26 protein-coding genes and 4 tRNA genes are annotated in these 26,178 nt (G+C 67.5%); 16 read left to right on the plus strand and 14 right to left on the minus strand.

Annotation, left to right across the window (positions count from 1 at the left end; genetic code table 11):
* Nucleotides 1–171 precede the first annotated feature (171 nt).
* The 3 genes from ADBZ9K_RS01285 to ADBZ9K_RS01295 form a co-directional block, all read right to left on the minus strand.
* Nucleotides 172–819 carry a TetR family transcriptional regulator gene (locus tag ADBZ9K_RS01285; protein WP_526617973.1) on the minus strand — a complete coding sequence of 216 codons (648 nt, stop codon included), beginning with the start codon at nucleotides 817–819 and terminating at the stop codon, nucleotides 172–174.
* Between the two features lie 76 nt (nucleotides 820–895).
* The gene (locus ADBZ9K_RS01290) at nucleotides 896–2,071 is read right to left on the minus strand and encodes a cytochrome P450 (RefSeq protein ID WP_526617974.1); all 1,176 of its coding nucleotides are present in this window, start codon (nucleotides 2,069–2,071) and stop codon (nucleotides 896–898) included.
* Nucleotides 2,072–2,191: 120 nt separating this feature from the next.
* Complete coding sequence (locus tag ADBZ9K_RS01295; protein WP_526617975.1) at nucleotides 2,192–2,416, minus strand: hypothetical protein; 225 nt, start codon at nucleotides 2,414–2,416, stop codon at nucleotides 2,192–2,194.
* Between the two features lie 894 nt (nucleotides 2,417–3,310).
* Here ADBZ9K_RS01295 and ADBZ9K_RS01300 point away from each other — a divergent pair.
* Nucleotides 3,311–5,161, plus strand: a complete 1,851-nt coding sequence (locus ADBZ9K_RS01300) for a PecA family PE domain-processing aspartic protease (protein ID WP_526617976.1) — start codon at nucleotides 3,311–3,313, stop codon at nucleotides 5,159–5,161.
* A 164-nt stretch (nucleotides 5,162–5,325) separates the two neighbouring features.
* On the opposite strand, the gene ADBZ9K_RS01305 is transcribed toward ADBZ9K_RS01300, so the two are convergent.
* A complete protein-coding gene (locus ADBZ9K_RS01305) occupies nucleotides 5,326–5,586 on the minus strand; it encodes a helix-turn-helix transcriptional regulator (RefSeq protein ID WP_526617977.1) in 261 nt (86 codons plus the stop codon).
* A gap of 418 nt (nucleotides 5,587–6,004) precedes the next feature.
* Between ADBZ9K_RS01305 and ADBZ9K_RS01310 the strand changes: the two genes are divergently transcribed.
* The 4 genes from ADBZ9K_RS01310 to ADBZ9K_RS01325 all read left to right on the plus strand — a co-directional run bounded on the left by ADBZ9K_RS01310 (nucleotide 6,005) and on the right by ADBZ9K_RS01325 (nucleotide 9,102).
* Nucleotides 6,005–6,676: a phage major capsid protein gene (locus tag ADBZ9K_RS01310; protein ID WP_526618225.1), complete on the plus strand. Its 672-nt coding sequence runs from the start codon at nucleotides 6,005–6,007 to the stop codon at nucleotides 6,674–6,676.
* A 167-nt stretch (nucleotides 6,677–6,843) separates the two neighbouring features.
* A complete protein-coding gene (locus ADBZ9K_RS01315; RefSeq protein ID WP_526617979.1) occupies nucleotides 6,844–7,023 on the plus strand; it encodes a hypothetical protein in 180 nt (59 codons plus the stop codon).
* A gap of 143 nt (nucleotides 7,024–7,166) precedes the next feature.
* The gene (locus tag ADBZ9K_RS01320; RefSeq protein WP_526617980.1) at nucleotides 7,167–7,883 is read left to right on the plus strand and encodes a VG15 protein; all 717 of its coding nucleotides are present in this window, start codon (nucleotides 7,167–7,169) and stop codon (nucleotides 7,881–7,883) included.
* Between the two features lie 91 nt (nucleotides 7,884–7,974).
* On the plus strand, nucleotides 7,975–9,102 hold the full coding sequence (locus ADBZ9K_RS01325) for a hypothetical protein (protein ID WP_526617982.1): 1,128 nt from the start codon (nucleotides 7,975–7,977) through the stop codon (nucleotides 9,100–9,102).
* A gap of 10 nt (nucleotides 9,103–9,112) precedes the next feature.
* Here ADBZ9K_RS01325 and ADBZ9K_RS01330 read toward each other — a convergent pair whose 3' ends face one another.
* The 4 genes from ADBZ9K_RS01330 to ADBZ9K_RS01345 form a co-directional block, all read right to left on the minus strand.
* Complete coding sequence (locus ADBZ9K_RS01330; protein ID WP_526617984.1) at nucleotides 9,113–10,099, minus strand: toll/interleukin-1 receptor domain-containing protein; 987 nt, start codon at nucleotides 10,097–10,099, stop codon at nucleotides 9,113–9,115.
* A 73-nt stretch (nucleotides 10,100–10,172) separates the two neighbouring features.
* Nucleotides 10,173–10,247: transfer RNA gene (locus tag ADBZ9K_RS01335), tRNA-Val, on the minus strand.
* A gap of 14 nt (nucleotides 10,248–10,261) precedes the next feature.
* Nucleotides 10,262–10,332 (minus strand) — tRNA-Cys (locus tag ADBZ9K_RS01340).
* A gap of 27 nt (nucleotides 10,333–10,359) precedes the next feature.
* Nucleotides 10,360–10,432 (minus strand) — tRNA-Gly (locus tag ADBZ9K_RS01345).
* 173 nt (nucleotides 10,433–10,605) lie between these two features.
* On the opposite strand from ADBZ9K_RS01345, the gene ADBZ9K_RS01350 reads away from it, so the two are divergent.
* Nucleotides 10,606–10,677, plus strand: a tRNA-Val gene (locus ADBZ9K_RS01350).
* 41 nt (nucleotides 10,678–10,718) lie between these two features.
* On the opposite strand, the gene ADBZ9K_RS01355 is transcribed toward ADBZ9K_RS01350, so the two are convergent.
* The 3 genes from ADBZ9K_RS01355 to ADBZ9K_RS01365 all read right to left on the minus strand — a co-directional run bounded on the left by ADBZ9K_RS01355 (nucleotide 10,719) and on the right by ADBZ9K_RS01365 (nucleotide 12,981).
* Nucleotides 10,719–11,528 carry an HD domain-containing protein gene (locus tag ADBZ9K_RS01355; protein WP_526617986.1) on the minus strand — a complete coding sequence of 270 codons (810 nt, stop codon included), beginning with the start codon at nucleotides 11,526–11,528 and terminating at the stop codon, nucleotides 10,719–10,721.
* Nucleotides 11,500–12,372, minus strand: a complete 873-nt coding sequence (locus ADBZ9K_RS01360) for an alpha/beta fold hydrolase (RefSeq protein WP_526617988.1) — start codon at nucleotides 12,370–12,372, stop codon at nucleotides 11,500–11,502. Before ADBZ9K_RS01360 ends, ADBZ9K_RS01355 begins: the two co-directional genes overlap by 29 nt.
* Nucleotides 12,373–12,468: 96 nt before the next feature.
* The gene (locus ADBZ9K_RS01365) at nucleotides 12,469–12,981 is read right to left on the minus strand and encodes a winged helix-turn-helix transcriptional regulator (protein WP_526617990.1); all 513 of its coding nucleotides are present in this window, start codon (nucleotides 12,979–12,981) and stop codon (nucleotides 12,469–12,471) included.
* 110 nt (nucleotides 12,982–13,091) lie between these two features.
* On the opposite strand from ADBZ9K_RS01365, the gene ADBZ9K_RS01370 reads away from it, so the two are divergent.
* The 4 genes from ADBZ9K_RS01370 (at nucleotide 13,092) to ADBZ9K_RS01385 (ending at nucleotide 17,377) form a co-directional block, all read left to right on the plus strand.
* A complete protein-coding gene (locus tag ADBZ9K_RS01370) occupies nucleotides 13,092–13,844 on the plus strand; it encodes a 5'-methylthioadenosine/adenosylhomocysteine nucleosidase (RefSeq protein ID WP_526617992.1) in 753 nt (250 codons plus the stop codon).
* A gap of 117 nt (nucleotides 13,845–13,961) precedes the next feature.
* Nucleotides 13,962–15,338 carry a flavin monoamine oxidase family protein gene (locus ADBZ9K_RS01375; RefSeq protein WP_526617993.1) on the plus strand — a complete coding sequence of 459 codons (1,377 nt, stop codon included), beginning with the start codon at nucleotides 13,962–13,964 and terminating at the stop codon, nucleotides 15,336–15,338.
* 48 nt (nucleotides 15,339–15,386) lie between these two features.
* Complete coding sequence (locus ADBZ9K_RS01380; protein ID WP_526617994.1) at nucleotides 15,387–16,529, plus strand: GTP-binding protein; 1,143 nt, start codon at nucleotides 15,387–15,389, stop codon at nucleotides 16,527–16,529.
* 92 nt (nucleotides 16,530–16,621) lie between these two features.
* Nucleotides 16,622–17,377, plus strand: coding sequence for an IclR family transcriptional regulator (locus ADBZ9K_RS01385; RefSeq protein WP_526617995.1), 756 nt, complete (start codon nucleotides 16,622–16,624; stop codon nucleotides 17,375–17,377).
* A gap of 23 nt (nucleotides 17,378–17,400) precedes the next feature.
* On the opposite strand, the gene ADBZ9K_RS01390 is transcribed toward ADBZ9K_RS01385, so the two are convergent.
* On the minus strand, nucleotides 17,401–18,795 hold the full coding sequence (locus ADBZ9K_RS01390) for a cytochrome P450 (protein WP_526618226.1): 1,395 nt from the start codon (nucleotides 18,793–18,795) through the stop codon (nucleotides 17,401–17,403).
* Between the two features lie 468 nt (nucleotides 18,796–19,263).
* Between ADBZ9K_RS01390 and ADBZ9K_RS01395 the strand changes: the two genes are divergently transcribed.
* Together ADBZ9K_RS01395 and ADBZ9K_RS01400 are read left to right on the plus strand one after the other, a co-directional pair.
* Entirely contained in the window at nucleotides 19,264–19,653 is a 390-nt protein-coding gene (locus ADBZ9K_RS01395; RefSeq protein WP_526617997.1) for an STAS domain-containing protein, read from the plus strand.
* 30 nt (nucleotides 19,654–19,683) lie between these two features.
* Nucleotides 19,684–20,154, plus strand: a complete 471-nt coding sequence (locus tag ADBZ9K_RS01400) for an ATP-binding protein (protein WP_526617998.1) — start codon at nucleotides 19,684–19,686, stop codon at nucleotides 20,152–20,154.
* Between the two features lies 1 nt (nucleotide 20,155).
* On the opposite strand, the gene ADBZ9K_RS01405 is transcribed toward ADBZ9K_RS01400, so the two are convergent.
* Complete coding sequence (locus ADBZ9K_RS01405; RefSeq protein WP_526617999.1) at nucleotides 20,156–20,566, minus strand: Zn-ribbon domain-containing OB-fold protein; 411 nt, start codon at nucleotides 20,564–20,566, stop codon at nucleotides 20,156–20,158.
* Nucleotides 20,567–20,568: 2 nt separating this feature from the next.
* Entirely contained in the window at nucleotides 20,569–21,774 is a 1,206-nt protein-coding gene (locus ADBZ9K_RS01410; protein WP_526618227.1) for a thiolase family protein, read from the minus strand.
* Nucleotides 21,775–21,871: 97 nt separating this feature from the next.
* Between ADBZ9K_RS01410 and ADBZ9K_RS01415 the strand changes: the two genes are divergently transcribed.
* The 4 genes from ADBZ9K_RS01415 (at nucleotide 21,872) to ADBZ9K_RS01430 (ending at nucleotide 26,024) form a co-directional block, all read left to right on the plus strand.
* A complete protein-coding gene (locus tag ADBZ9K_RS01415; protein ID WP_526618000.1) occupies nucleotides 21,872–22,744 on the plus strand; it encodes an SDR family NAD(P)-dependent oxidoreductase in 873 nt (290 codons plus the stop codon).
* Complete coding sequence (locus ADBZ9K_RS01420) at nucleotides 22,741–23,808, plus strand: NAD(P)H-dependent amine dehydrogenase family protein (protein WP_526618002.1); 1,068 nt, start codon at nucleotides 22,741–22,743, stop codon at nucleotides 23,806–23,808. The genes ADBZ9K_RS01415 and ADBZ9K_RS01420 overlap by 4 nt, the downstream gene beginning before the upstream one ends.
* A 3-nt stretch (nucleotides 23,809–23,811) precedes the next feature.
* Nucleotides 23,812–24,465, plus strand: a complete 654-nt coding sequence (locus tag ADBZ9K_RS01425) for a TetR/AcrR family transcriptional regulator (protein ID WP_526618004.1) — start codon at nucleotides 23,812–23,814, stop codon at nucleotides 24,463–24,465.
* Between the two features lie 68 nt (nucleotides 24,466–24,533).
* Entirely contained in the window at nucleotides 24,534–26,024 is a 1,491-nt protein-coding gene (locus tag ADBZ9K_RS01430; protein ID WP_526618005.1) for a hypothetical protein, read from the plus strand.
* The last annotated feature ends 154 nt before the right edge of the window (nucleotides 26,025–26,178 follow it).

The following is a 26,178-nucleotide window of genomic DNA, read 5'->3' on the forward strand; positions in this document are numbered from 1 at the left end:
CAAGGGGGTGGCCACGATCACGCATCCCGCTCCTGGAGACCCGCTCGTGACGGCCGGAGGATCGGCGCGGGGTGCCCGCGCGCGGAACCGACCGATCGGCTGGTTTTCAACCACCAGAAATGTACGACACGGCGGTCGATGAAAAGCGCACTTCAGGCGAAAAACTGCCGATCAGGTCAGCGTCGGCGGGTAGTCGCGGGAGCAGCTCTCCACGACGTCGTCGAAGTGGGCCAGTGACTCCTCCGGCACGATCGCGTGCAGCAGCACCCGCCAGGCCCGCGCCAGGCGGGTGACCAGATCGTCGCCGATGGCCGCCGACAGGAACTGGCAGCCCAGGACGCTGACCCAGATCGACTCAGCGACGTCCTCGGGGTCGAGGTCGGGGACCAGGTCCCCGGCAGTGGCGGCCTTGGTCACCACGCCGATGAAGGCCACCGTCGTCTCGGCCAGGATGCGCGGACCAGCGTCGCTGACCTGCCCCAGCGCCTGAGACAACTGGTTGCCGATACGGACGGTCTCGTCGGATTGCATCAGCCGCGCGACGGCGAACGTACCCCGGATGACCGGGGCGAGTCCCGGTGTGGCCGGCGGGTCGACGGCCTCGCGGAAGGCGGTGCGCAGCCGGGCGCGGCATTCCTCGATGACCGCGGCGGCGACAGCCTCCTTGGACTCGAAGTGGTAGTAGAAGGCGCCCTTGGTGACCCCGGCGAGTTGCTGGATGTCGGCCAGGCCGGTGTCTCCGTAGCCGTCCTGGCTGAACAGGGTGACCGCCGCGGACAGGATCCGCATGCGGGTGGCCTGAGCCCGAGCCTGTGTCACTGCCGTCACCTCCCTCGTCCCTCGCGTGTCTGCGGTCAGGGTAGTGGGAAGTTGACGTGCGGCGTTCAGATACGCGCTACCACGTCACCAGTAGGTCACCGAGTCCGTGCGACAGGGAGTGATAGCCGCCGGTCATGGTCGAGGCGTCACCGCAGAGCTGCATCGTGGGGAACCGGGGGATGAGCTGGGAGAAGACGATCTTCAGTTCCATGCGTGCCAGGGCAGCGCCGATGCAGTAGTGCAGGCCGTATCCGAACGCGACGTGACCGGCGCCGCCGCGGGCGAGGTCGACCCGGTAGGGATCGGTGAAGACCGCGGGATCGTGGTTGGCCGAGCCGGGGTCGAGCAGCACCAGATCGCCGGCCTTGATCTGGACCCCGCCGGCGTCGATGTCCTCGCGGGCGTAGCGGGGCACCCCGACCCCGCCGGTCATGCCCGCCCGGATCAACTCTTCGACGGCCTTGGGGATCAGCTCGGGGTGGTCGAGCAGGGTCTGCCACTGGTCGGGATTGGTCAGCAACAGCAGCGATCCCAGCCAGATCTGCATCAGGGTGGTTTCGTGTCCGGCGAAGAGCAACTGCATCGCCAGGGTGGCGGCCTCGAAGTCGGTCAGGCCGGGTTCCTCGCACAGCCGCGAGATCACGTCGTCGCCGGGGTCGGATCGCTTGGCGGCCACCAGATCCATGCCGTAGCCGAGCAGGTGTTCCAGGCCCTTCAGTGAGACCTCGTCGTCGGTGGAGAACGCGGCGTCATCGACCCAGAGCCGGAACCGCTCGCGATCGGAGTACGGCACGCCCAGCAGATCGCAGATCACCAGGATCGGCAGTGGCTGGGCCAGGCTGGTCAGCAGATCGGCTGGCGGGCCCTGCTGTTCCATGTCGTCGAGCAGCGCGGAGCAGAGTCCTTCGATCTTGGGCTGCAGGGTGCGCATGTGTTTGGGAGAGAAGTGCGGTTGCAGCAGCCGGCGCATGCGAGTGTGGTCGGCGCGCTCGGTGTCGAAGTCGCCCACCGGGCCGCCGAACAGCGCCGAGGTTCGGCTGCGCGGTGCGTTGGCCGGGTCGCGGTGGGTGCGGCCGAGATTGTCGTTGTCCATCAACTCGCGTACCAGGGCGTATCCGGTGACCAGCCAGGCCTCGTCGCCGACGGGGGTGCGGACCTTGTGGATCGGTCCGATCGCCTGCAGTGCCCGCAGTTCGTCGGGGGACTGCAGCGGGTGGCTCTGGCGGAACGGAAGCTGCGCGGGAGCGGTCATCGGGGTCCTTTGGGTGAGAGGCAGGCAGTCACTCCGCAGGGTACGACGATCCGGGCCGATGTATGGGTATTTTTCGAACTATCAGTCTCGTTTGTCGGCGGGGTGGGTGACCCACCACGCCTAGCAGGCGACGTTGTGTCGGCAGGCAATGATTGCCCCTGCGTCGGGGGCGGCGCCGAGGATCTGGTCACCGCGCTTCGGCAGATTGCAGTTGATCACGTAGGGGTTGAGTGGGACCACGCCGTTGACACATGACTGCGAGCCGGTGGCGGCAGCGGCGGCCGGTGGGTCGAGCGCGGTGATCGTCAGCCCCACCGCCGCTACAGCGATGCCGATGGCGGCCACTGCGCGAGTGGTCAGGATCAACCGTGGCCGGAGATTGGGGCGGTGCTGCGTAGCCGATTGTCGCTGTTGTGAATTCATCGTTGGAACGCCCTCACTGCCGGTGGCCGGTACCGATCGAATTGACCGAACCGTCATTGGGCATTCGGAGACGCGGACTGCCGGATTGCCCGGCGACTCGTGACGAAGCGATGACAAGCGGTCGGGGCTAGCAGTACTGACCACGGGCGCCGCTACGAGACGCCATCGAGTCCGGGGTCTCGCGGCGCGGGCCGGATGCGGCAGCATCTGCCGAAAGTCATGAAAGCTGTTGCACTGCAAGGTAACAAGGGTGGTCTGTATTGACCATCTGGGAACACGCGCTTGCATCTATGCCGTTGACGGCAGGCGCGGCTAACGAGAAGTCAAACGAGTGTTGAACGATTCGATGCGCCCGTTGTGCCAGGCGGGATACACGACATTCCCGCCACACCAGCGCGGCGACACCGGCACCGCTACTTCGATCAATGGCCCCTGACGGTGAGACGCTAGTTGAACACCCTTTGCAAAGCGCCAATTCACGTTGATATACGGTTCCCTTCGATGTCGCCGCAGCAAACCGACCGCGGCCGGTTCACACGAAAAATTGGGGGGCTAGTGGTGACCGATAGGCACTTGACGGACGCAGGCGCGTCAGGAAACTCGACGGAGGGGTCGGGGCTGCACCGCGTTCAGCCGTCGGTGTGGCTCGGCGCTGCAGCGATCACCCTCGGCGTGGGCGCTGCGCTGGCCAATGGGAGCGGTGTCGCCCACGCAGACGCTGAGTCCGGCTCGTCGGCGTCAAGCGCCTCGTCATCATCAAGCGGTTCCGTTGCCTCGTCGAAGAAGGATGCCACGCATCGAGCCCACTCGACTGGCGTGAGCAAGCGGACCGCGAAAAACACCACGGGCGCAGCGAAGTCGGCCAGGACGACCACCGCGACGGGCAACTCGAACATCAAGGCCACCGCAGTTTCCGGTGCCACGAGCGCGACCGAGGAGACGGCTGCTCCTACGGCAACGGCCGCCGGCGCGGCGGCGAGGGTGCCCGTGGCCCATGCGACGCCGGGGCTGGTCGACCCCCTGGCGGCGGGTGTGCAGCAGCTGGAATTGCAGCTCACTAACGTGATGCAGGCGGTGTTTTACCCGATCAACGAGACATCCTTGACGTTGACGGGGCGGCAATTGATCGGCAACGGCGCCAACGGCATTACCGACGCCCAGGGCGTGGGGACTGCCGGCGGCGCCGGAGGTTGGCTGCTCGGCAGCGGCGGTATGGGCGGTACCAGCACCGCGGCCGGAGTCGCTGGCGGTGCCGGCGGCGCCGCGGGCCTGATCGGATTCGGCGGTGCCGGCGGAACGGGCGGCGCGAACGGTTCCGGCGGCGCTGGTGGCGCCGGCGGCCTCTGGTTAGGCAACGGCGGTGCTGGTGGGACGGGCGGCTCCGGGGGTGCCGGCGGCGCCGGCGGCAACGCGATGTTGGTCGGATTCGGCGGCACTGGTGGCACCGGCGGTTGGGGCGGAACCGGCGGCATTGGCGGCAACGGCGGCCTCTGGTTCGGCAACGGCGGCACCGGGGGAACCGGCGGTCCGCAGGGCATGGGTGGTGCCGGCGGCGCCGCGGGCCTGTTCGGTTTCGGTGGGGCCGGCGGTAAGGGCGGCGAACTGTCCGACGGTGGCGTCGGCGGTCGCGGCGGCCGGCTGATCGGCGTGGGCGGTACCGGTGGGGCGGGTGGCGTCCAAGGCATCGGTGGCGCCGGCGGCGCAGCCGGTCTGATCGGCTTCCACGGGGCGGCCGGCGCGGCGGGCGGCTCGGCCACTATCGCCGTGAGCTACACCCCGTCGAACAACTATTCAACCGTCAATTTGTCGGTGGGTGGATCGACGGTGCAGGCCGAATTCGACACCGGCTCTTTCGGTTTGATCGTCCCCATCACGATGGTCAATGTTGCCAACCTCGGCGCTCCCACCGGTGCGGAGGGCACCACCCAATTCGGCGCCTGGGAGCAGGTGCACTACACCGTCTACAACACCTCGGTCGACTTCGGCAACGGCATCATCACCGCGCCCACCGACATCGGCGTCATCGACGAGGTGCAGTTGTCGACTGACAACGGACAAACGTGGCAGGTTCTGCCGCAATCCGAATGGGCTACCGCCGCGGTTCCGGTGCACGCGATCTTGGGTGCCGGTCCCTACGTCGAGCCCAGTGGGATCGTGAGCCCGATCAACTCGCTGCCGGAAAACCTCGGCCAAGGCTTCCTGGTGGACATGAGTGCAGGCCAGCTGACCTTCGGCCCCAACTCCGGAACGCCGATCACCTCCGTTCCCGGCTGGTATGCCACCAACTTGAGTGTCCAGGTCAGCTATGGCGGTGAGCAAACCCCGATACAGCCTGTTGTGGGAAGTGCGTTGATCGACAGTGGCGGTCTGGGTGGAGCGCTTCTGCCTTCCCTGCTGCCGTCGACGTTGTCGGGGTTGGCCGTGGGTTCGCCTCTTCCGGTGGGAACAGTGATTTCGTGGTACACCGCCGACGGGCAGACGCTGTTGTTCTCGACCACGGTCACGCAGGGAGGCGAAACGCCGAGCGTTGGCCCGCCTGAAGACGGCGCAAACACGGGTATCGCCCCGTTCCTGCAGGGGCCGATGTACTTCGAGTACGGCGACTTTGGCGGCGTCGGTGGCATGGTCACCTGGAACTACGCACCCACCTCGGTGACAACTGTGTAGACCAATCTCCAAAACGTCTGAGGATAAGCAGGTTTGGCCGGCCAGCGTTCGGGGCCGGCCAATCCTGACTCTCGGGTGCTTCTGAGCTGGCATGCGGGTGTGCGGAGGCTGGCGTGATGCCTACTCGTGGGATTTGCTGGCGGACTTGCGGTATTCGGTGGGGCTCATGTCGAAGTGCGGCCGGAAGGCGCGCGTGAAATTGGCGTGATCGACGAATCCCCATTTCCGCGCGCCACTTCGGAGATCGACGGCGCGGCGGTGTCGGTTCGAGTCAGGTCGTAGGCGGCGCCTTCGAGACGTTGGGTGCGGATCCAGTCGCCGAGGGTGATGCCTTGGCGGGCGAGGATGAGGTAGGCGTAGCGTTCCGGAATCCCATGTTCGCGGGCGATGCGATCGATGGTTAGGTCCCGGTCGCGGATGTGCATCTTGATGTAGTGCAGGACGCGGATGTCAAGGATCGCGCCCAGTGGGTCACGGGCACGGGAATCGTGGCCGGCGGTGACTGCGAAGAGGGCGCGAGCATGTCGAGGGTGGGCTGTTCGAGTGCATGACGTTGTTCCTCGGGGAGATAGACGGCATTCGACCCGGGATCGGTGAGGTATCGAGACACGATGTTGCCCAATGCATGTCCGCGGTTGAAGCATTGGCCGAGCGGTGCATCGAGGGTCGAGATTCGCCAGAATGGGTCGATCAACAACTTTCCTCGACGCACTCCACATCATTTGAGGGCTCTGGCAGGTCCCCGTTGCGGAGTCCACCCGCTTCTGGAGTCGGTTTGTTTGATCGGGATTCAGTTGATGCTGCAGGTCGCGGGGGTGTGGCACGCCGTGAAACAACGGGCACATCGAATCGTCAACAACCGACGATGCAAGGAGTGCCTCAACCGCAGGGGCAGTTCCGTTAGCGGAAGCGCGAGCCGCGGCCCTGTCGGTGCTGTCCAACGAACTCATCGAGGACTCCTCGCCCGAGGCCAGTGCCGTGATCGGCACGCGCCTGGTGCAAAGCCTGGTACGCAAGGTCGACGCCGCCTGGTTCGCCAATACGACCGTCAACGGCCCCGCAGGCCTGGGCAGCATCACGCCGACCCTGCTGTACGCAGGTGCGACCTTTGGCAACGTCGATGCGTTCCTCGAAGCGATCACCGCCGCGGAGTCGGTAGGGGCACAGGTGAACAGCTTCGTCACTCACCCCCAGACCGCGCTCACGCTGGCCAAGCTGAAGAAGGCCACCGGCTCCAACGAGCCCCTGCTGCACCGTGATGTCACCGTGCCCGGTGGTCGTGTCGTGGCCGGTGTGCCGCTACTGGTGAGCCCCGACGCACCCAACGACGGAACCGTCTACGGCATCCCCAAGGACCGCACGTTCGTGGTCATCCGCCGCGATGTGCAGGTGGCGCTCGACAGCTCGGCGTTCTTCACGAGCGACCGCACCGCCGTCCGTGTCACTGCCCGTATCGGATTCGGCTTCCCGCACCCGGCAGCTGTGGTGAAGGTCAACAAGACAGTCGCCCCGTAAGTCGTGGCGATGGCAGGCGCTTGAGTGGACTGCTCCTCTGCTTGATGCTGCCGCCGTCGCTGCTAGCCCGGTCGCTGGCTGCTAGCCAACTGGACGGCCTTCCTGTCACCGTCCTGGCGGACAGCGACCGGGTCAATAGCCCCAAACCTATTGAAAGGCAAGTAATTATGAGAGAGATCCGCGTAAGCCCTGACGGCGACACCGTCGCCATCCGCACCGACGCACCCGAAGGCGCACCGAACGCCTGGGGTTGCTTCAGCGTCACCAACGGCGGCCACTGGTGCGCCACCAAAGAAGTTGCCGACTGGACGCGCCAGCCGCGGCTGGAGACCGAGGCCACGGGGTGAGGCCGCCAACGATGCTGCGACATGACGACTCTCGCTTACCTGCACCCCCATGGGGGATGACCCATGCCCCCGCTGAGAGTTCCGCGGTTGGCATTGGCGCTCTCATTCCGCCCGACTCTGGGACTTTTCGATAGGCAGCCCGGATGACCGCCCTGGACACTGCCGTCGAGGCACTGCACGCGTTGATGCAGCGCTTCCAAGATGCCGCCGCGACCGACGTCGCCAATCTGTGGCGGCTGATCGCCGCAGGCCTGGAAGGCTGGGAACTGGCCGACCGCATGACGGCTATCGCCGCCCTTCGGCTGCACCTGCCCGACGTCGTGGCGGGCCACACCACCGCCGTGGCCGACGTGACAGCTGGCTGGTACGAACTGCTCGCACCCGACGAACCGTTCTCCGCCACGGTGCCACCGGGCGACCTGATGCCCACAGAGCGGATCCGCCAGTCGATTAGCTGGGCCGTGAACACCGCGACGTCGACGCAGACCGCGCTGGCGCAGCTGCAGGGCACAGTCCAGCGTGCAGTTGTCGATGCCCAGCGGACGACCGTCGCCCACAACGCCGCCGCGGAGGGCGTGCGTTACCGCAGGCATACGAACTATGCGGGGGCCTGCAACTGGTGCTTGACCATGGCGACCAGGGGAGCGATCTACAAGACGGCGACCTCGGCGGTGAAGGGGCACGACAACTGCAAGTGCATCGCGGTGCCCGAGCGCAAGGGCACCAGCTACACCGTGCCCGCCATGGTGCGCGATGCAGAGGACCGCTACGCCGAGGCCGGCCGCCAGCTTAAGGCCGAGGGCAAGCGCGTCACGCTCAACGCGATCGTGGCCCGCATGGATCAGATGGGTTCGCAGTAGGGGCGAAGGGCTGGTGCGTTGCCGGGATCCGTCGGTGGTTCCCGATACGATGGGCCGTTCTAGAGCCTAGTCGAAACAGGGGTACGCCACGGTGAAGGAAAAGCTTGACCAGGCCACTTTGACCGCCGTGCGCGAAGCGATCCTCGCCGCTCAGAGCGCCCGAGAGGCCAACGTCGCCTCGTATGCGCAGATCGCGAAGGACCTGGTGCCTATCACGAAGAGCATTCAGCAGGAGATTGCTGAATTAAGCAGGGTGGTGCCGGTTTACGAAAGTGTTCGTCAGCAGGTCGCCGAGTTGAGCAAGGTGACACCGGCGTACGTAAGCATCCAAAAGCAGATCGCCGAGATGAACAAGGTGACGCCGGTTTACGAGAGTGTTCAGCAGCAGGTTGCTGAGCTGAGCAAGATCACGCCGATCACAGAACAACTCCGACACCAGCTCGCGGAGCTGAACAGCGTTGCGCCGATTACCGAGACGCTTCGGCAGCAGATAGCCGAGCTGACCAAGGTGACGCCAGTTTATGAGAGTGTCCAGCAGCAGGCTGCGGCGCTGAGCAGCACAACGATGATCACCGAGAGCGTCCGACAACAGATGGTACGGATGGTCCGGGCCATCATGCCGGTCCAGGATGAGCTCCGCGCGTCGATGGCCGAAATGGCAAGGGCCATAATGCCGGTCAATGACGAGTTGAAGCTCACAATGGCCGAAATGGCACGATTAGTTCTACCGGCCAACGAAGAGCTGCAGCGGCAAATGGCTCAGGCCGTCTCCATCTTGCTGCAACAGGCCGATCAGTTGCAGACCCCGGACGATTTCGGGAATGCCATTCAGGAGACAGCCCCGGACTTTGCGAAGCGGGTGCGGTCGCTTGCAAGCCGCAAGGATATCCTGGTTTATCTCGAATTCCTGACCATGATCATCAACCTTGCTCTGATTGTTTGGGGTCTCTACGACGGGTCCGGCGGCGACACGATCACCAATCACTACGACTTCCACACCGAGACCACGACCATCATCAATCCGCCACCTGCGCACCCCACGGGCGCCGACCTGCATTCGATACCTGCCACGGAGTGGACGGGCGCAGACCTGGCGGGCGCCCCTGTGGACGAGACCGGCCACGCCGGTGGCGGAATTGGGTCGGGGGCAGAAGCGGCCCCCACCAATCCAGCTCATTCGGGTGAGGCCGGCCAGATCGGCGATGAAGCCAAAGGATGATAAGGCAGCCCTAGCTGGAGAACTCGTATTCCCACAGCGTGCTGCTGCCGACAAACGCAACGCATGTCGCGCGTACCTGATGACCGTTGCTGTCTTCCAACATCATTGGCTCGCCAACCGTGAAAAACGCTGGACTGCTTACGATCCCGTTCAGTGAGCCATTAGTGATGTACATGTACGTACGCTGCGGAATGCCCTCCGCGTCATGAACATCCCCGATGGGCGATATCCGCGGTCCGAAGCCGGGAATGTTTCCGATCGAACTCTGAACGCCAGGACTCTGCGGCAATATCACCGACAGATCTTCGCCACTGTCATGCTGCCGGTAGTAGCCAGCTCTGTACTCCGGATGCGCGATGAACACCGCGACGTTCCTGCGGACGGCCGCGGGCACTTGGGCGATCCCATCGGAGTCGGTCTGTGCCCGCGTGGACGTACCGTTCTGTGCCACGAATTGCACCGACGCCCCGGCGACAGGTGCCCCCTGTTCGTTGTGGACGACGACGCGGCACGTGTCGCTTTCCGCGCCGTCACCGACACGGAACTCGGGTTGCTTGGGCGGTACCTTGCCGCCCAACTCCACCAGCTTCTGCATGATGTTCTCGGCGAGAGTCGCGGGCGTGCGGCCTGTCAAGGGCAGGTAGCTCACGCTCGGGCTCAGACCGGGCAGCTCGGTGTCGTCGAATCTCGCGGGGAGGACGTATTCGCGTCGCTCGTTGATCGCTCGGCTCAACGCGGAGCGACGCTCGTGGATCGGCCACGATTTGGTGGCGTAGTCGGCTGACACGAACATCACGACCACGTTCGAGGCCTTCATATATATGCGCTGCAATTCCTCGCCGAGGTCTTTGCCCCACAGCGCGACCTCGCTCTGCTCATCGAAGAACACCCGGATGCGATGCTTGGCGAGCTCTGAAGCGACTGCCCGAACGTAATCTCGCTGCTCCCCGGCAAACGACAGCGCTACGTCGTACTCGGGTTCGGGGGCTGCGGTCACTGTGGCCTCGCTGCTGCTCAGGTCCCATTGAGGTCCCGAGGTGGAGCCTCATGGCCATTCTTGCTGGTAAGCGTGGTGCGCGATACTGGGATTGAACCAGTGACCTCTTCCGTGTCAGGGAAGCGCTCTCCCGCTGAGCTAATCGCGCGGGACCTATCTCGGAGGTGGAGACGGGAATCGAACCCGTGTGCACGGCTTTGCAGGCCGTTGCCTCACCACTCGGCCACTCCACCGTTGGGTCTGATGCCGTTGCACCTTCGAGCGGATGACGGGATTCGAACCCGCGACCCTCACCTTGGCAAGGTGATGCGCTACCAACTGCGCTACATCCGCGTGCTCCGGCTGAGATCGTCACCCGGTGCGATCCACGACAATAGTCGAACTGACCGAAACCACACAAATCCCTATGGTCACGCGCGGTGAGGAGGGCATTCCGGTCCCGCGGGGATGTCGTGCTAGTGTTCCTCCTCGGCGTGTTCGCCACCCCTAGGGTGTGTCCGCCAACCGGTCCCGTGGCTCAGTGGAAGAGCGTCCGCTTCACACGCGGAAGGTCGCTGGTTCGATCCCAGCCGGGACCACTCAGGAGTTTTGCCGGCCACGCGTTGGCCGCGGCCCGCCCTCAGGGCGTCGCGAAATTGCTCCAGCGAACCGCGGTGGGAAATATCGGTCCGAAGCAGGCGAATCGGCATCCCGGATTCCGCCGGGCCTCTCGCCGCACCAGCCGCGCGGTGTCCTCGGCGAATCCGTCCCGCGGATAGCGGTCCACGATCTCGGCCAGGTTGCCCGGATGTACCCGCCACTGCTGGGCCAGCACGTCGACGAGCCCGCCGGCCTGCAGGTAGTGGGCCACCGGCCCGTATCGATGCACCGGGACGAACGGATTCAGGTTCGTGGTGATCGCCAGTGCTGCGGCGTCGAGGCGAGCGGTGTCCCATCCCGCGTCTGCTCCGATTTGGCGAGCCCGCCGGGCGCCGGCGACGGTGAAGCATCCGCGGCGCTCTGCGTCGAACAGTCCGGTGTCGTGCAGAAGCGCTGCGACGCAGAGTGCTTCGCGATCCAGCGGCACTGGGCTGCCGTCCAGTTCATAGCGGATCGCGGTGAAGTAGTACGTGCGGTAGCTGTGATCGATGATCTCCTGGCTGGCCACCTCGCGCAGATAGGCCTCAGCGGCCCGCACCGCCTCGGTCGGTGATGGTGCCCACGGTGCGAGGTCGATCTTGCGCGGCGGGCGCGGAGTGTGCCCGCATCGGTGACCCAGCGTCCACCGCAGCCGAGGCCCGGCATCACCGAGCAACACCACCGCAGTGCCGCTCAACAGCGAAAGGCGTTGCGGCAGCGACAGCGGCGGGCCGCCGTTGCGCTCCCATTCCAGCGATCCGACCGGCGGCCTGGCCACGCCGTTACCCCGCACCGATCGGGTGCGCGGCAAGGAACTCCTCGATCGCGGCGACCAGCCGCTGTGGTTGTTCCTCGGGGATGAAGGTGCGGCTGTCGGCGATGAGCCCGAATTGGCCTTGCGGCAACAGGTCTGCCAGTCGCTGCCCGTGTTCGCGGGGAAAGATCTTGTCGTCCTGGGCCCACAGCACCAGCGCAGGCTTGTCGAAACTCGGCAGCTGGGCGGCGGCCGCGAAGGTGAACCTGGTGTCGACCGCTGCCAGCATGCGCCGAAAGTCCCGGCGAACACCGGGATTGCGGCGGATCGGGCCGGTGTAGGAGGCCATGATTTCCGCCGGCATCGCTCGCGAGGTGACATACCCGTAGGCGGTGGGCAGTCGTTGGATGAACCGGAACTGCGCGGTATAGGCGACGATCCAGGTCAGCAACCGGGAGCGCGCGGCGACCTCCAGGTACTTCTGCGGTGTGGGCGGGAACTTCTCGAAGGCGTCGCAGGAGGTCAGTACCAGCCGGGCAATCCGCTCGGGGTACCTGCCGACGAGGGCTTGGGCCACAGCCCCGCCGGTGTCGTTGGCGACGACCGTGACGTCGGTGAGGTCGAGGGCGGCGATGAAGTCGGCGGTGATGCGCGCCATCCCGGGCAGTGACAGGTCGACGTCGGGCTCCAGCGGTACCGCATGGGACCCCCACGGCAGATCGGGAGTCAGGCAGCGATAGCGACCTGCCAGCTGCGGCGCCACGTTGCGCCACAGATCACCGTTGACGGCGACGCCATGGACGAACACGATCGGCGGCCCGGTGCCGACGTCGCGATAGGCGATGGTGCCGGCCGGGATTCGGGCGCGACAGTCCCGGCCGAGTTGCGAGCTGATCGACATGGCGGCTCCGGGTGGGTGGGCGTCTCGGGCATCAGCATACTTGCACCATGCAAGTAAAGTGGCGAATGCGTCGGTCCGCCGCGCGCAGGGTGCGGGTCAGCGACGCCGGGAACGGCCTCCCCAGGCCGCCAGCTGCGGCGGGGTGAGGGTGAGCGGTTGGCCGTCCGGGCCGAAGGTCTCCTGCGTCGGCACGACCCGCAGATCGCTCAGCTCGATCGGCGCGCCGCAGTGCTCACACCGAAGGGCCCCACCCGCGTCGTGATCGCAGCCGACGTGGCGAATCGACACCTCCGGCCCGTCTGGCCCCGGCTCGTAGCGGTCGGCCCAGGCCATCATCGTCACCAGTGCCGGGAACAGGTCGCGACCCTTCTGGGTCAGGTGGTAGGAACCACGCGGGCCGGTGTGCTCCATGATCCCGTGTTCGACGAGCGTGTGTAACCGGGCGCTGAGCACGTTGGTCGCCAGTCCCAGGCTGCGCAGGAACTCGTCGTAGCGGGTCAATCCGTGGAATGCGTCGCGGACGATCAGCATCGTCCAGCGCTCGCCGAGGATCGCCAGCGCCCGCGCCAGCGCGCAGTCCTGGCCCGCATAGTCCCGTCCTAGTGGCATGGTGCAAGTTTAGGGTTGCGGGCGGGTCGCGCCGCCCAATGATCGAACCCGCCGGTCGCACAACCCATTCGACTCTTGTCCGGTCGCGGTTCGGGCCAGCACACTGTGGCGTGACCATCGGCCTGATATCCGCCATCCCCCAAGAGCTCGCTCACCTGCAGGCGCTGATCCGTGACCCGCAGTCCACCCGTGTCGCCCACGCCGAATTCCTGGCCGGCACCTTGGACGGGCACGACGTCGTCCTGGTGGGCTCGGGCATGGGCAAGGTCAACAGCGCGGTGGTGTCCACGGTGCTGGCCGCGCGCTTCGGCTGCTCGTCGATCGTGTTCTCTGGTGTCGCCGGCGGGGTGGATCCGGCGTTGGCGGTGGGTGACGTGGTGGTCGCCGACCGGATCATCCAGCACGATGCCGGGGTGATCGAGGACCACGGCCTGGTGGCCTATCAAGCGGGACACGTGCCGTTCATCAACCCCACCGACCGCTTCGGTTTCGGCGCCGACCCCGCCCTGCTGGCGCGGGTGGCCGAGCGGCTCGACGGCTACGCGCTGCCCGCGCTGTCCACGCCGGCCGGTGGGGCGGGGCAGGCGCCACGGATCGTCTACGGCACCGTCCTCTCGGGTGATCAGTTCCTGCACAGCGCCACCACCCGAGACCGCTTGCACCGCGAGTTCGGCGGACTCGCCGTCGAGATGGAAGGTGGGGCCGTGGCCCAAGTCGCCGACGCCTTCGGTGTTGGGTGGCTGGTGATCAGGGCACTGTCGGATCTGGCGGGCAACGACTCCCGATTCGACTTCGCGACGTTCGTCGACGAAGTTGCCGCCTCGGCGGTGGCCATCGTCCGCAGGATCCTTCCGGCACTCTGATCCCGACACAGGCGTGCTGGATTCGACTCGGCGGGAACAGAATTCGGACCTCTCGGCCGAGGCCGCCACCGGCTGGGTACCCTTGCCGGCAACACCGGCCGAGCTACGGAGGGGCGCATGCGGGACACCGTCGATGTGGTGGTGATCGGCGCCGGCCTGGCCGGGTTGATGGCGGCCCGAACCCTGCACCGCGCGGGCGTCGACGTCGTCGTGCTGGAGGCCCGCGACCGGGTCGGCGGCCGCACCCTGAACCACAGCCTGGGCCCCGGCTTCGGCGACACCGTCGTCGAAGTGGGTGGCCAGTGGGTCGGCCCCGGCCAGGACCGGATCATCACGTTGATCGACGAACTGGGCCTGACCACCTTCGACACCCACGACGACGGCGCCAAACTCTGGGAGCAGAACGGGCGGGTGCGCCGTTACACCGGCGACATCCCCAAGGCCGGGCCACTGGAGCTGGTCGACCTGCAGGTGGGCCTGAGTCGCCTGGAGTCGATGGCGCGCCGGGTGGATCCGGCGGCGCCGTGGACGGCCACGCGGGCCCGGGACTGGGACGCCCAGACCGTCGCCTCCTGGACGCGGCGCAACGTGCGCACCCGGGTCGGCAGGGCCTTCATCGGCTTGGCGTGCGAAGCGGTGTGGGCCGCCGACGCCGCCGACCTGTCGTTGCTGCACTTTCTTGCCTACGCCAACGCCAATCACGGCCTGCAGCGGCTCATCTCGACCCGCGGCGGTGCCCAGCAGAGCCGGATCGTCGGCGGATCCCAGCGCATCGCACTGGCCCTGGCCAGCGAACTCGCCGACGTGATCCGCCTCGATACACCCGTCCGCTCCATCGGCTGGGGCGGTGCGGACGTCGAGGTGCGCACCGACGCTGCCACCGTGCGCGCCCGGCAGGTGATCGTGGCGACCAGCCCAGCGCTTGCCGGGCGACTCGGCTACGACCCGGCGCTGCCGGCCGACCGGGACCTGCTCACTCAGCGCATGCCCAACGGCTCGGTGATCAAATGCATGGCCGTCTACGACGAGCCGTTCTGGCGCGCCGACGGCCTGTCCGGGCAGGGCGTCAGCATCAGCGGACCGGTGAAAGTGGTCTTCGACAACTCCCCGCCATCGGGGCGACCTGGCGTCCTCCTGGGCTTCCTGGAAGGTAACCAGGCCCGCGCCTTCGGCCGCCTCGACCAGGCCGGTCGGCGAGCGGCGGTACTGGGCTGCTTTGCCACCCTGTTCGGTCCGCGGGCCGCCACCGCGCAGGTGTACGTCGACAAGGTGTGGGCCGACGAGGAATGGACTCGCGGATGCTACGGCGCGTTCCTTCCGCCCAACACCTGGACCAACTTCGGTCCCGCGCTGCGCCGCGCGGTCGGTCCGATCCACTGGGCCGGTGCGGAGACGGCGACCCGTTCCATGGGCTACATGGACGGGGCGGTGCGCTCGGGGGAAGCTGCCGCCGCGGACGTGCTGGCGGTGCTGGGCGGGTCACCGCCGGGCTGAGTGGGCGGAGGCTGGCATTCTTATTGAAAATCATTATCATTAGGCGCCATGCCCGCTTCCCGCACCGACCTCGTTCCCGTCACCGTCCTGTCCGGCTTCCTCGGTGCCGGAAAAACCACGCTGCTCAACCACATCCTGGCCAACCGGGACGGCCGGCGCGTCGCCGTGATCGTCAACGACATGAGCGAGGTGAACATCGACGCCGCGCTGATCGCGGGCCAGGGCCACCTGGACCGCACCGAGGAGAAACTCGTCGAACTCACCAACGGTTGCATCTGCTGCACCCTGCGCGAAGACCTCGTCGCCGCGGTCGGCGACCTGGCCCGGCAACGACGATTCGACCAGATCGTCATCGAGTCCACCGGCATCTCCGAGCCGATGCCGGTGGCGGCAACCTTCGGCTGGGAGTTCGACGACGGCTTCGCGTTGAGCAGCCTGGCCCGGCTGGACACCCTGGTGACCATCGTCGACGCGGCGACGTTCCTGCCCGAACTCGCCCGCGGCGAGGCGCTGGCCCGCCGCGATCTGGCCGTGGCCGACGGTGACGCGCGAAACATCGCCGACCTGTTGGTGGATCAGGTCGAGTTCGCCGACGTGATTCTGCTCAACAAGACCGACCTGGTCAGCGAGCAGGCGGTGGCGACCGTGGAAACCGTTGTGCGTCGGCTCAATCCGACCGCGCGCATCGAGCGGACGGCACACGGCATCGTTGCGCTGGAGACCGTCCTGGACACCGGGCTGTTCGATCCCGAGCTGGCGGCCCAGGCCCCGGGCTGGGATGAGGAGATCGCCAACGGGCATACGCCCGAGACCGAGGAGTACGGCATCGGCAGCATGACGTTTCGCGCCGACCGGCCGTTTCACCCCCTGCGGCTGGCCGACGCGCTGGATCAGGTCCGAGGCTTGTTGCGCAGCAAGGGTTTCTGCTGGATTGCCACGCGGCCCGACGTGGCGGCCATCTGGTCGCAGGCCGGGCCCAATCTGGTCATCGAGCCGGCCCAATTCTGGTCGAGCACCGACATCGAGCCCGGCCAGGAGATTGTGTTCATCGGCGTTCGGCTGGAGAAAAGCAGGGTGCACACGCTGTTGGCGTCGGCCCTGCTGACCGACGCCGAAATGGCCGCCGGTCGCGCCGCGTGGGTCTCGTACCCCGACCCACTGCCGGCGTGGTCGGTGACGCACCGTCACTGAGCCCAGACCGGCAACCCGCAATGGGCTGACGCGCGACCCCTGACCTGCCCGATATGCTGGGCTTTCGGCTCGCGACAGGGAAGGTGGACGGGGTGGCTGAGCAGGGGGAGCGCACCGAGCCGCCGAACTCCGTTCTGGGCCGCGCGTTCACCCTCGTCGCGGCGTTGGGTGCCGCCGACGATGGGCTGACCCTCAGCGAACTGTGTCGGCGCACCGGCATTCCCAAGGGCACCGCCCACCGGCTGCTGGGAGAGCTCATCGGCTGGGACGTCGTCGAGCGCAGCGACGGCCGCTTGCGCCTGCGCTGGCAGGCGACCCGCAGCGCTCCGCCCCGCGAGGACCTGCCCGGGCTGGCCGCCCCGTATCTGGCCGACCTGCACGAGGCCACCGGCGAGACGGTCCAATTCGCGGTGCTCGACACCGGTGACGTTCCCGAGGTGGTCTACCTGCACCGCCTGCGCGCCGAGGCGGGACCGGCGTTGCCGGCCCGGATCGGCGGGCGGATGCCGGCCTACTGCACCGGGCTGGGTAAGGCGATGCTGGCGTTCTCACCACCGCAGACCCTGCTGCGGGTGCTCGAGGCCGGCCTGCGCCGGCGGGCCCCCCGAACGGTGATCGCGCCCCGGCTGCTGCAGCAGCAGCTCGCTGTGGTCCGGCAACGCGGTGTCGCCGACGAGTTCGAGGAGTCCGCGCCCGGGCTGTGCTGTGTGGCCGCACCAGTGCTGATCGGGGACGGGTCGGTGGTCGCCGCGGTCTCGGTCACCGGAACGGTGCGCCAGATGGACCCCGCCCGTCACGTCTCGGCGGTGCGCACCGCCGCCCTGGGGTTATCGCGCGCATTGTCCTGACCCGTCACCCACGCCGGCGACTATCAGTGTGGCTGAACTGAATTCACCGGGCAGCGGGCGACGGCGTCCGCATCGGCCGCCGGGGCCGGCCGGTGGATCGCACGCACCCGGATCCGTCCGCCGCGCCGCGGTGTGAGGATCACATGTTTGACCTTCTGGCGTTCGCCGCGGGCGCTGGTCGTCTCCAGCTCGGTGCGGCGCAGCACCTCGCGCAGCACCACCCGCATCTCGGTCATCGCGAACGTCGCACCCAGGCAACGCCGGGCCCCGCCGCCGAACGGCAGCCACGTCGTCGGGCTCAGCGCCGCCCCGACCATGCGATCGGGGTCGAAGCGCTGCGCGTGCGGGTAGATCCGGTCGTCGGCATGGACCAACCCGACTCCCGGGACCACCATCACACCGGCCGGAAGCCGGTACCCGGCGATCTCCACCGGCCGGGTCAGAAGCCGGCCGACGTCGAAGACCACCGGTCGACTGCGCAACGTCTCCTTGGCCACCGCATCCAGATACTCATCACCCTCGGGATCGCCGGCGGCGCTGGCCTGCGCGGCGCGCACGGCCTTGGCCAGCGCCGCGGGATGGCGGGTCAGGCGCTCGAGCGCCCAGGCCAACCCGGTGGCGGTGGTGTCATGGCCAGCGACCAGCAGCGTCATCAACTGGTCGCGCAGCTCCGCGTCGGTCATCGTGCGCCCGTCCTGGTCGGCGGCGCGCACCAGCATGGCCAACGCATCGGTGCGCGAGCCCAGTTCCGGGTCGGCGCGGCGCTCGGCGATCTCGGCGTACAGCAGCTCATCGGCTTCGTCGATGCGGCGGCGCACCCCCTGCCACGGCCGTCGCCGCTGCAACCCGGGCGCCCCGATAGCCAGCAGCTGGAACCCGGACAGGTTCAGCAAGCGGGGCATCACCTCGCGCAACGCCGCCAGTCGCGCCGGATCGCTGGCGCCGATGACCGTCCGCAGGATCACCTCCAGGGTGATCTCCGACATCTTCGGCGCCACCGGGAAGGCCACACCCACCGGCCAGGTCGCGATGTTGGCCGCGGCGATCTCGGCCATGGTCGCGCTCTGGCGGGCCACTGCGTCGCGGTGGAATGGCTCGAGCATCAACCGCCGCCGATCCCGGTGCACCCGGTCGTCGACCACCAACACCGACGCCGGGCCGAGCAGTCCGGTCAGCATCGAATTCGCTTCTCCGGCATGGTATGTGGAGACGTCGCCGGCGAACACCGTCTTGATGTCGGCCGGATCGTCGAGATAGACCAGAGTCCCGATCTGAGCGATGCGCAGCGTGAAGACATGCCCGTAGCGACGTCGGCACGCGGCCACAAACCGGGGCCAGTAGCGCGACATCAGGGCTGCCTGAACCGCCGGCGGCAGCGGGGGCCCGGGCGGCAGCGTCGTCGGGGAGTCGGCCATCAGCCCAGCATAGGAGCGCCGGGTGGGTGGCGGTCCGGAAACGCATCCTTGCCGAAGTCGACGAAATGGCGCGCTGCACTCGCACTTTTGCGCCCGTTTGTCGGTTTGGGTGCACGATGGCGACCACGATGGCGGACACGATGCGCGGCCCCGCCCGCTGGCGCGAGCATCGGCGCGTGCGAAATGTTGCTGGCCCCAGGCCAGTCCCTGCTACCCGAGCGCCCCGACCTGGTCTCCACGCTGCGGCCCGACGACCATGCCACGTTCCTCGCGCTAACCGCCGATCCCACATCTAAGGGTGGGGTACGTTAGCCTGGAAGGGTCCCCCCGGGTGATTTTCCGCCGAGGGCTCCGCGCCGAAAGCAAATCGGCGCAGAACTGACACTAAGTTCTTGCCAGGTTCAGACGGCAGCCTTGCAGGCATGACGTAACCCCGAACGCCCACCTGGGCGTGCGCTAGTGAGGTGAATCTTGGACGAACAAGCCAGTGCCATCACCGGCACGACCACGGCTACCAACACGGGTTGCGTGATCAACGAAGAATGGTTCGGACGCACCGTCGTCATCGCCGCGGCCGGTGTGGTCGACATGCTGACCTCCCCGCAACTCGAGTCGAGCATCGCGAACTCGCTGACCAAGAGCCCGGCGGCGATCATCGTCGACCTCAGTGATGTCGATTTCCTGGCCTCGGCCGGCATGGGGGTTCTGGTGGCAGCCCGCGATCAGGCTCCCGCGGAGATCGGATTCGGCGTCGTGGCTAGTGGGCCCGCGACAAGCCGACCACTCAAACTCGTCGGTTTGGCCGATATCGTCGGCCTGTACGCCACACTGGATGAGGCGCGCGCCGCACTAGGTGAGTAATCACGGGAAGTTGGGTATACGAGATTTGCCATGACGACATCGAGTTACCCAAGTCCCCCTGCTGACGGTGACCGTTTCATTTGCAACAACGTCGTCGCTGACGCCTACAACGCAGCCCGGATTCGCGACGATGTCGCTGCCTGGTTGCGGACCAAGGGGGATCTCGATGAGATCCGGTTCAGCGACATCGTTCTCGCGGTCAATGAAGCGTTGGCCAACGCTGCTGAGTTCGCCTACCTGAAGAACGGGGGCGTCGGCACCATCGATGTGGAGGCCGTCCGAGCCGGCACCGCCCTCACCGTTACCGTCGCCGACCAGGGTTGCTGGCGCGACCCAAGCCCGGCCACCCAGAGCCGCGTCCGCGGCCGCGGCATACCGCTGATGCGGGCCCTGGCCGACGAGCTGACCATCGACACGTCCCAACTGGGCACGACCGTGTGCCTTCGATTCGACAGCGTCCACGCATTCCAGGACGCCGACGACAGCGCCAAAGTCGGCTGATTCAGGCCGGTTCGTAGCGCAGCATCGTCACGCCGGCCTCGGGGTAATCGAAAAACACCGGCCGCAGCCGCATGCCGACCGTGAGGTCAGCCGGATCGGCATTGACGATCTCGGTGGAGAACCGGGGTCCTTCGTCCCACTCCACGACGGCCAGCATTTGCGGGACATCAGCGGCGAAATGCGGCGCCACCGCTCGGTAGGCCACCGTGAACGTGTAGAGCGAGGCCGCGCCGGATATCTCGCGCCACTCCAGATCGTCGGCCAACGTGCCCGGCGCCAACACCCGGGGATAGAACACGTAACTGCCCAGCGACGGCGAATACTGGATGCGAATCTTGTGTTCGGCCAGCCCATCCCAGAACGGTTGGGTGGTCGGGGTCGGGATGGGCATCGGCTTGTCGAATTCGCCCATGGCTAGTCACCTTCCAGCACGAGGGTGGTCTGTTCGCTCAGAATGCCGCCGTTGCCGGAGACGAACGCCCGATTGCAGTCGGCGACTTGGGTGGCCCCCGAGCGCCCCATGATCTGGCGGGTGGCGTCACAGATGTGGTGCATGCCGCCGGCCGAGCCGGCCTGGCCGTACCCCAGCTGGCCGCCGGAGGTGTTCATCGGGAAATCACCCCGGAAGGTCAGATCATGGTCGGCGACGAACTGCAGCCCCTTGCCCTTCGGGCAGAAGCCGGCGTCTTCCAGGCTCAGCAGCGCGGTGATGGTGTAGCAGTCATAGATCGACACCATGTCCATGTCGGCAGGCGTCAGACCGGCCATCGAGAACGCCGATGCGGCGGCCTTGATCATGGGGGTCTGCAGCAGATCCTGGGCGTAGGTGGGGGTCTTGTAGGGCACCCGCTCGCCAAAGCCCTTGATCCACACCGGGCGGTTCGCGCTGCGGCGGGCCACATCGGCACCGGCGACCAGCACCGCCGCGCCGCCCATCACCGGCATCACGATCTCCAGCATGTGCAGCGGTGCGGCGATCACCGGGCTGTTGAGCACGTCCTCGACGGTGATCGGGGTATCGCGGAAGATCGCTCCCGGCGTGTGATTGGCGTTGACCCGCTGGTCCACGCTGATCTTGGCCATTGCGCGCTCGTCGTAGCCGTAGGTGGCGGCGTAGCGGGTGGCCACCTGTCCGTACGGGCCGTTCTGCCCGAGATTGCCGTAGGGGATTTCGAATTCGGCCTGCGGGGAGCCGTACCGGTTGCTCGACGCACCGAAGTACAGCATGTCGCCGAAGTCGGGGGGTTTCTTCTCGCTCATCGGGGTCAGCGGCGTCGCAGGCAGGACGCACAGCACCGCGTTGCACAGTCCCAGCTCGATCGCTGCGGCGGCACGCCAGACCATGGCCGACGCACTGGCTCCGCCGAGGTCGACCATTTCGGCGAAATTGGCTTTGATGCCGAGGTATTCGATGACCGTGGAGGGCACGAAGATCTGCGACTCCTGCACGTGGCTGGTGCAGATGCCGTCCACATCGGAGGCCGACAGGCCCGCGTCGGCCAGGGCTGCGGCGGCCAGCCGGGCCCACTGCTCCAGAGTGAACTCCAGCGGCCCTGCCGGTCGCTTGACCGACGGTAACTCGGTGTAGCCGACGATCGCGGCCTCTCCGCGAAGACCCATTCCGCCGCCCTTCGTCGCGTCATTGCTCAAGAACATTGAGCATGTAATCATATTGAGCGCTTAATGAAAATCGGCCACAGGAATGAGGTTGCTCACAGTGGGTGGTACATCGCCGTTGGACGGCAAGGTCGCCGTCGTCACCGGAACCAGCCGGGGCGTCGGACTCGGTATCGCGCACGAGCTGCTGCGGGCCGGAGCCACGGTCATCGGCTGCTCGAGGGGGGCGTTGGCGGCCATCCCCGGGGTGGCCGACAACCCCGACTGGCTGGCCCGGTCCGCACAACGGGTCTGTGACCAGGGGGATCCCCACGCGATCGACGAGTTCGTCGCCGGCGTGGTCGCCGACTACGGCCGCATCGACATCCTGGTCAACAACGCCGGCGGCACGGTACCGACCCCGCACGTCGAGGACGTCCCCGAACTCGTCGCGCGCATCCAGGGCGCTCCCGCGGCGGCCGACGACTACGAACGCACCGTCCTGTTCCACGCGTTCGCGATCCAGATGAACCTGATCAGCCCGCTGTGGTTCGCCATCCGGGTGTTCCGCCAGATGCGCGAGCAGGACGGCACGGGGTCGATCATCAACATCTCCAGCGGAGCCGGGCACCCGGCCGGCTCCCCGACGCTGGTGTCCTACGGTGCGGCCAAGTCCGGCCTGAACCATCTGACCCGGTCGCTGGCTCAGGAATGGGGACCCAAGGCGCGGGTCAACTGCCTGGCGCTGGGCCCCACGATGACCGACAACTTCAAGTCCTTCGTGCTGCCCAAGGACGACCCGGCGGGGGAGAAATACTTCCGCGACGTTCCCCTGCACCGGGCCGGTGAGCCCGCCGAGGTGGGCCGGGCCGCGGTGTTCCTGTGCAGCGGCGAGGCCGATTTCATCAACGGCACCACCATCGAGATCGACGGCGGGATGCTGCCCGGCGTGCTCTACGAGGCGGGCCTCAAGACGATCACGGATCTGCTGTGAAGCGGGTCATCCAGTTCTCCACCGGCAACGTGGGACGGCACGCCCTCCCGATGATCATCGAACGGCCCGACCTCGAGCTGGTCGGTCTGCATGCCCATGGTGCCGACAAGGTCGGCCGGGACGCCGCGCAGCTGTGCGGCCTGGATGCGCCGACCGGGGTGGTGGCCACCGACGACATCGACGCGCTGGTGGCACTGGGCGCCGATTGTGTGGTCTACACCTCGCAGGCCGAGATGCGTCCCCAGCAGGCGATCGAGGAGATCTGCCGGTTCCTGCGCGCCGGCACCAATGTGGTGGGCACCTCGATGGTGTGGCTGGTCGCCCCGCACCAGGCCGACGCCTGGATCCGCGAGCCGCTGGAGCAGGCCTGCCGCGACGGCGGCACCTCGCTGTACATCAACGGTGTCGACCCCGGGTTCTCCGGCGACAGCCTGGTGTACACCGCGCTGACCCTGGCCGGGCGGGCCAGCTCGGTCACCGTCTCGGAGATCTGCGACTACGGCAGCTACGACGACGCCGAATTCACGGGTGTCAGTTTCGGATTCGGGACGACGCCGGACCACACCCCGATCATGTTCGCGCCCGGCGTGCTGTCCTCACTGTGGGGCGGTCAGGTCCGTTCGCTGGCCGAGGCGTTCGGGGTGCACCTCGACGAGGTACGCGAACGGCACGAAAGCTGGGTGGCCTCCGAGCAGATCGACTGCACCATGATGACCGTCGCGCCGGGCCACGTCGCCGCGGTCCGGTTCGCCGTGGAGGGCATCCGCGACGGCGAACCGGTCATCACCATGGAGCACGTCAACCGGCTGACTCCGGCCGCCGCCCCGCACTGGCCCTACCCGCCGGAGGGCCGGATGGGGGTGCATCGCGTTGTGGTGCGCGGAAATCCGGGCGTGGAGATCAACACCCACCTCGGCCTGGACGGCGTCGACCACAACGACGGCGGCGTCATCTCCACCGCGGCGCGGGCGGTCAACGCCATCGACGCCGTGTGCGCCGCACCGCCCGGCCTGCTCGCGGTCAAGGACCTGCCGGCGGCGCACGCTGACTCCGTGATGTGGTGAACCATGGCGCCCAACATCGCACCCCGGCGCCGGCCCGGCGGCGGTCAGCTTCGGGCTGACCGCACCCGCGAAGCGGTGCTCGACGAGACGGTGCGCTGCGTTGTCGAGGAGGGCTTCGCCGCCGCCAGCGCCAAGCACATCGCCGAGCGGGCCGGGGTGACCTGGGGTGTAGTGCAGTACCACTTCGGTGATCGCGATGGGCTGCTGATGGCCGTCGTCGACCGCGGATTCGCCCAGCTGCTGGACTCGCTGCGCAGCCTGCCGCCGCCGTCGGCCGAGCAGAACCGGCGCACGCGGGTGGAATTGGTGGTCCACGCGGCCTGGGAGGTGTTCTCCAGCCCGACCTCGCGGGCTTCGCTGGAGATCCTCATCGCCACCCGGGCCATGCGCGACAAGCGCGCCACCCGCCACCTCATCGAATTACAAAGGGCGATAGCAGATCTCAGTCGCGACATCGCCGAGGGGCTGGACAGTCCGCACGCCACCGCGATCGGCGATCTGATCTGGGCCACCATGCGCGGGCTGGCGATCTCCCAACTGATCGTGGCCGTCCCGCTGGACGCCGGCCGGGAACTGGCCGCGCTGGTGGAGGTGATCTGCGCCTATCTCGACCAGCACGGCGCAAAGAGCATGAGCACCAAGCGCAGTCACAGTTAGGTCATAGGATCCATCCGGACCGGCGCGCCTGAGTGACTTCGGCGCCGGACCGTGGTGATCATGGCCGGATGACGCAACCACTGGGTATCTCCGTGGGCGCCACCAGTCTGGTCGCCGCGCGCACCGGGTCCGCGCCGCTCGTCCGACCTGCGGTGCTGGCGCTCGCCGAGCAGCAGTGGACCGGGTTCGTTGAGCGGGTCGGCGACCCGGTGCCGCTGGTCGGCGCCGACGGATTGGCCTACCGCGCCGAGCAACTGCTGGCCGCCGCGCTGTCCGACCTCGCCGAATCCGCCGGCCCCGGACTTGCCGCGGTGGCCGGCGTCGCGGTTCCGGCGCATTGGGGGCCCGGTCGCCGTGACGCGCTGCGCGATGCGCTGTGGAGCCTGCCGGCGCTCGCCGCCGCGGCCAGCCCACCGCTGCTGATCTCCGATGCCTCGGCGGCCTTGCGGTCGCTGCAGCGCGATCCCGGCCTTCCCGCCCACGGTGTGATCGTGGTCTGCGACTTCGGTGGCGGCGGCATTTCCGTCACGCTTGCCGACGCGGCTGCCGACTACCGCCAGATCGGGGAGACGACCCGTATCGCGGAACTTTCCGGCGAGGGCACTGAATTCCTGCGAGCGCTGGACGGCGCGCTGGAGCGCGCCAGGATCGGCGGCGCCGATATCAGTGCAGTCGCCGTGATCGGCGAATCGGTGACACCGGTCGCCGTGAACCAACTTTCCGGGCATCTGCAGATGCCGGTCACGGTCTCCGCGCACCCGCATCTGGATGCGGCGCTGGGAGCGAGCGTGGCCGCGGCCCGGCAACTGGCTGCCGACGCGCCGACCGGCATGGCTCCGGCGCCGCTGATCGCTGACCTCGGTCCGCAGTCGGCGACGATGGCCGCGCCGCTGGCTTGGTCCAGGGACGAAGTGCCGGACGAGGCCGGCGGGTACGACCAGTCCTACGGCTACAGCGACGCCGACTACCGCGGCTACAGCGACGCCGAGGACGAGGACCTGTCGATCCTCGGCGGGGAGCCGCTTCAGAAGCGCGGCTCGAGCCTGACCCGCAGCGTGCCGCTGCTGCTCGGCGGGGCGGCCGCCGTGGCGGCAGTGGCCGTCGGGGGTTTCGCCTACACCCTTACCGGAACCAGCACGCCGAGCACACCATCGGTCAAACCCCTTCCGGCCACCGCGATCTCGTCGGTGGTGAGCTCCCCGCCGCAAGCGCCACCGCCGGCGGAGACCGTCACGATGACGAACGCTCCGGTCCAGACCGTGACGGAGCAGGCACCCGCGCCGCAGACCCTGACCACCGTCGTGACCGTGGAGACCACGACCACGACGCCGCCGACCACCACAACCACGACGACGCCGACCACCACGACCACGACCACGACCACCACGACGCCGACCACCACGACCACGACGCCGACCACCACGACCACGACGCCGACAACCACCACCGAGTGGGACACCACGACCACCTCGACACGTCGGCCGCTGATCCCCGGATTGCCGCCGCCGCCGCAGATTCCCGGTCTGCCGCCGCTGCCGAATCTCAACGTGGTGCCCTGACGTTTTTTCCGCCGATCCGGCGGCCAGCCAGTGTTGGACGCGTGCCGTGTCGGGCTCTGGTCGGGTCTGCACTCCGCGCAGGTGTGTAGCGAATGCCATTGGAGTCCAACCAATCTGGTGTAACGATGTCACGACCGACAGGCGCGTGTCGCGA

This window comes from Mycobacterium sp. (genome assembly GCF_965229265.1).
In the GTDB taxonomy this organism is placed as follows: Bacteria; Actinomycetota; Actinomycetes; order Mycobacteriales; family Mycobacteriaceae; genus Mycobacterium.

Coding starts and splice junctions, on each gene's coding strand:
- ADBZ9K_RS01365 (WP_526617990.1), bottom strand. CDS start 12,981: ATGCCACTAGGACGGGACTATGCGGGCCAGGACTGCGCGCTGGCGCGG.
- ADBZ9K_RS01410 (WP_526618227.1), bottom strand. CDS start 21,774: ATGGGTCTTCGCGGAGAGGCCGCGATCGTCGGCTACACCGAGTTACCG.
- ADBZ9K_RS01360 (WP_526617988.1), bottom strand. CDS start 12,372: ATGTCGATCAGCTCGCAACTCGGCCGGGACTGTCGCGCCCGAATCCCG.
- ADBZ9K_RS01430 (WP_526618005.1), top strand. CDS start 24,534: ATGACGCAACCACTGGGTATCTCCGTGGGCGCCACCAGTCTGGTCGCC.
- ADBZ9K_RS01405 (WP_526617999.1), bottom strand. CDS start 20,566: ATGGGCGAATTCGACAAGCCGATGCCCATCCCGACCCCGACCACCCAA.
- ADBZ9K_RS01315 (WP_526617979.1), top strand. CDS start 6,844: ATGAGAGAGATCCGCGTAAGCCCTGACGGCGACACCGTCGCCATCCGC.
- ADBZ9K_RS01400 (WP_526617998.1), top strand. CDS start 19,684: ATGACGACATCGAGTTACCCAAGTCCCCCTGCTGACGGTGACCGTTTC.
- ADBZ9K_RS01305 (WP_526617977.1), bottom strand. CDS start 5,586: ATGCACATCCGCGACCGGGACCTAACCATCGATCGCATCGCCCGCGAA.
- ADBZ9K_RS01375 (WP_526617993.1), top strand. CDS start 13,962: ATGCGGGACACCGTCGATGTGGTGGTGATCGGCGCCGGCCTGGCCGGG.
- ADBZ9K_RS01425 (WP_526618004.1), top strand. CDS start 23,812: ATGGCGCCCAACATCGCACCCCGGCGCCGGCCCGGCGGCGGTCAGCTT.
- ADBZ9K_RS01290 (WP_526617974.1), bottom strand. CDS start 2,071: ATGACCGCTCCCGCGCAGCTTCCGTTCCGCCAGAGCCACCCGCTGCAG.
- ADBZ9K_RS01320 (WP_526617980.1), top strand. CDS start 7,167: ATGACCGCCCTGGACACTGCCGTCGAGGCACTGCACGCGTTGATGCAG.
- ADBZ9K_RS01380 (WP_526617994.1), top strand. CDS start 15,387: ATGCCCGCTTCCCGCACCGACCTCGTTCCCGTCACCGTCCTGTCCGGC.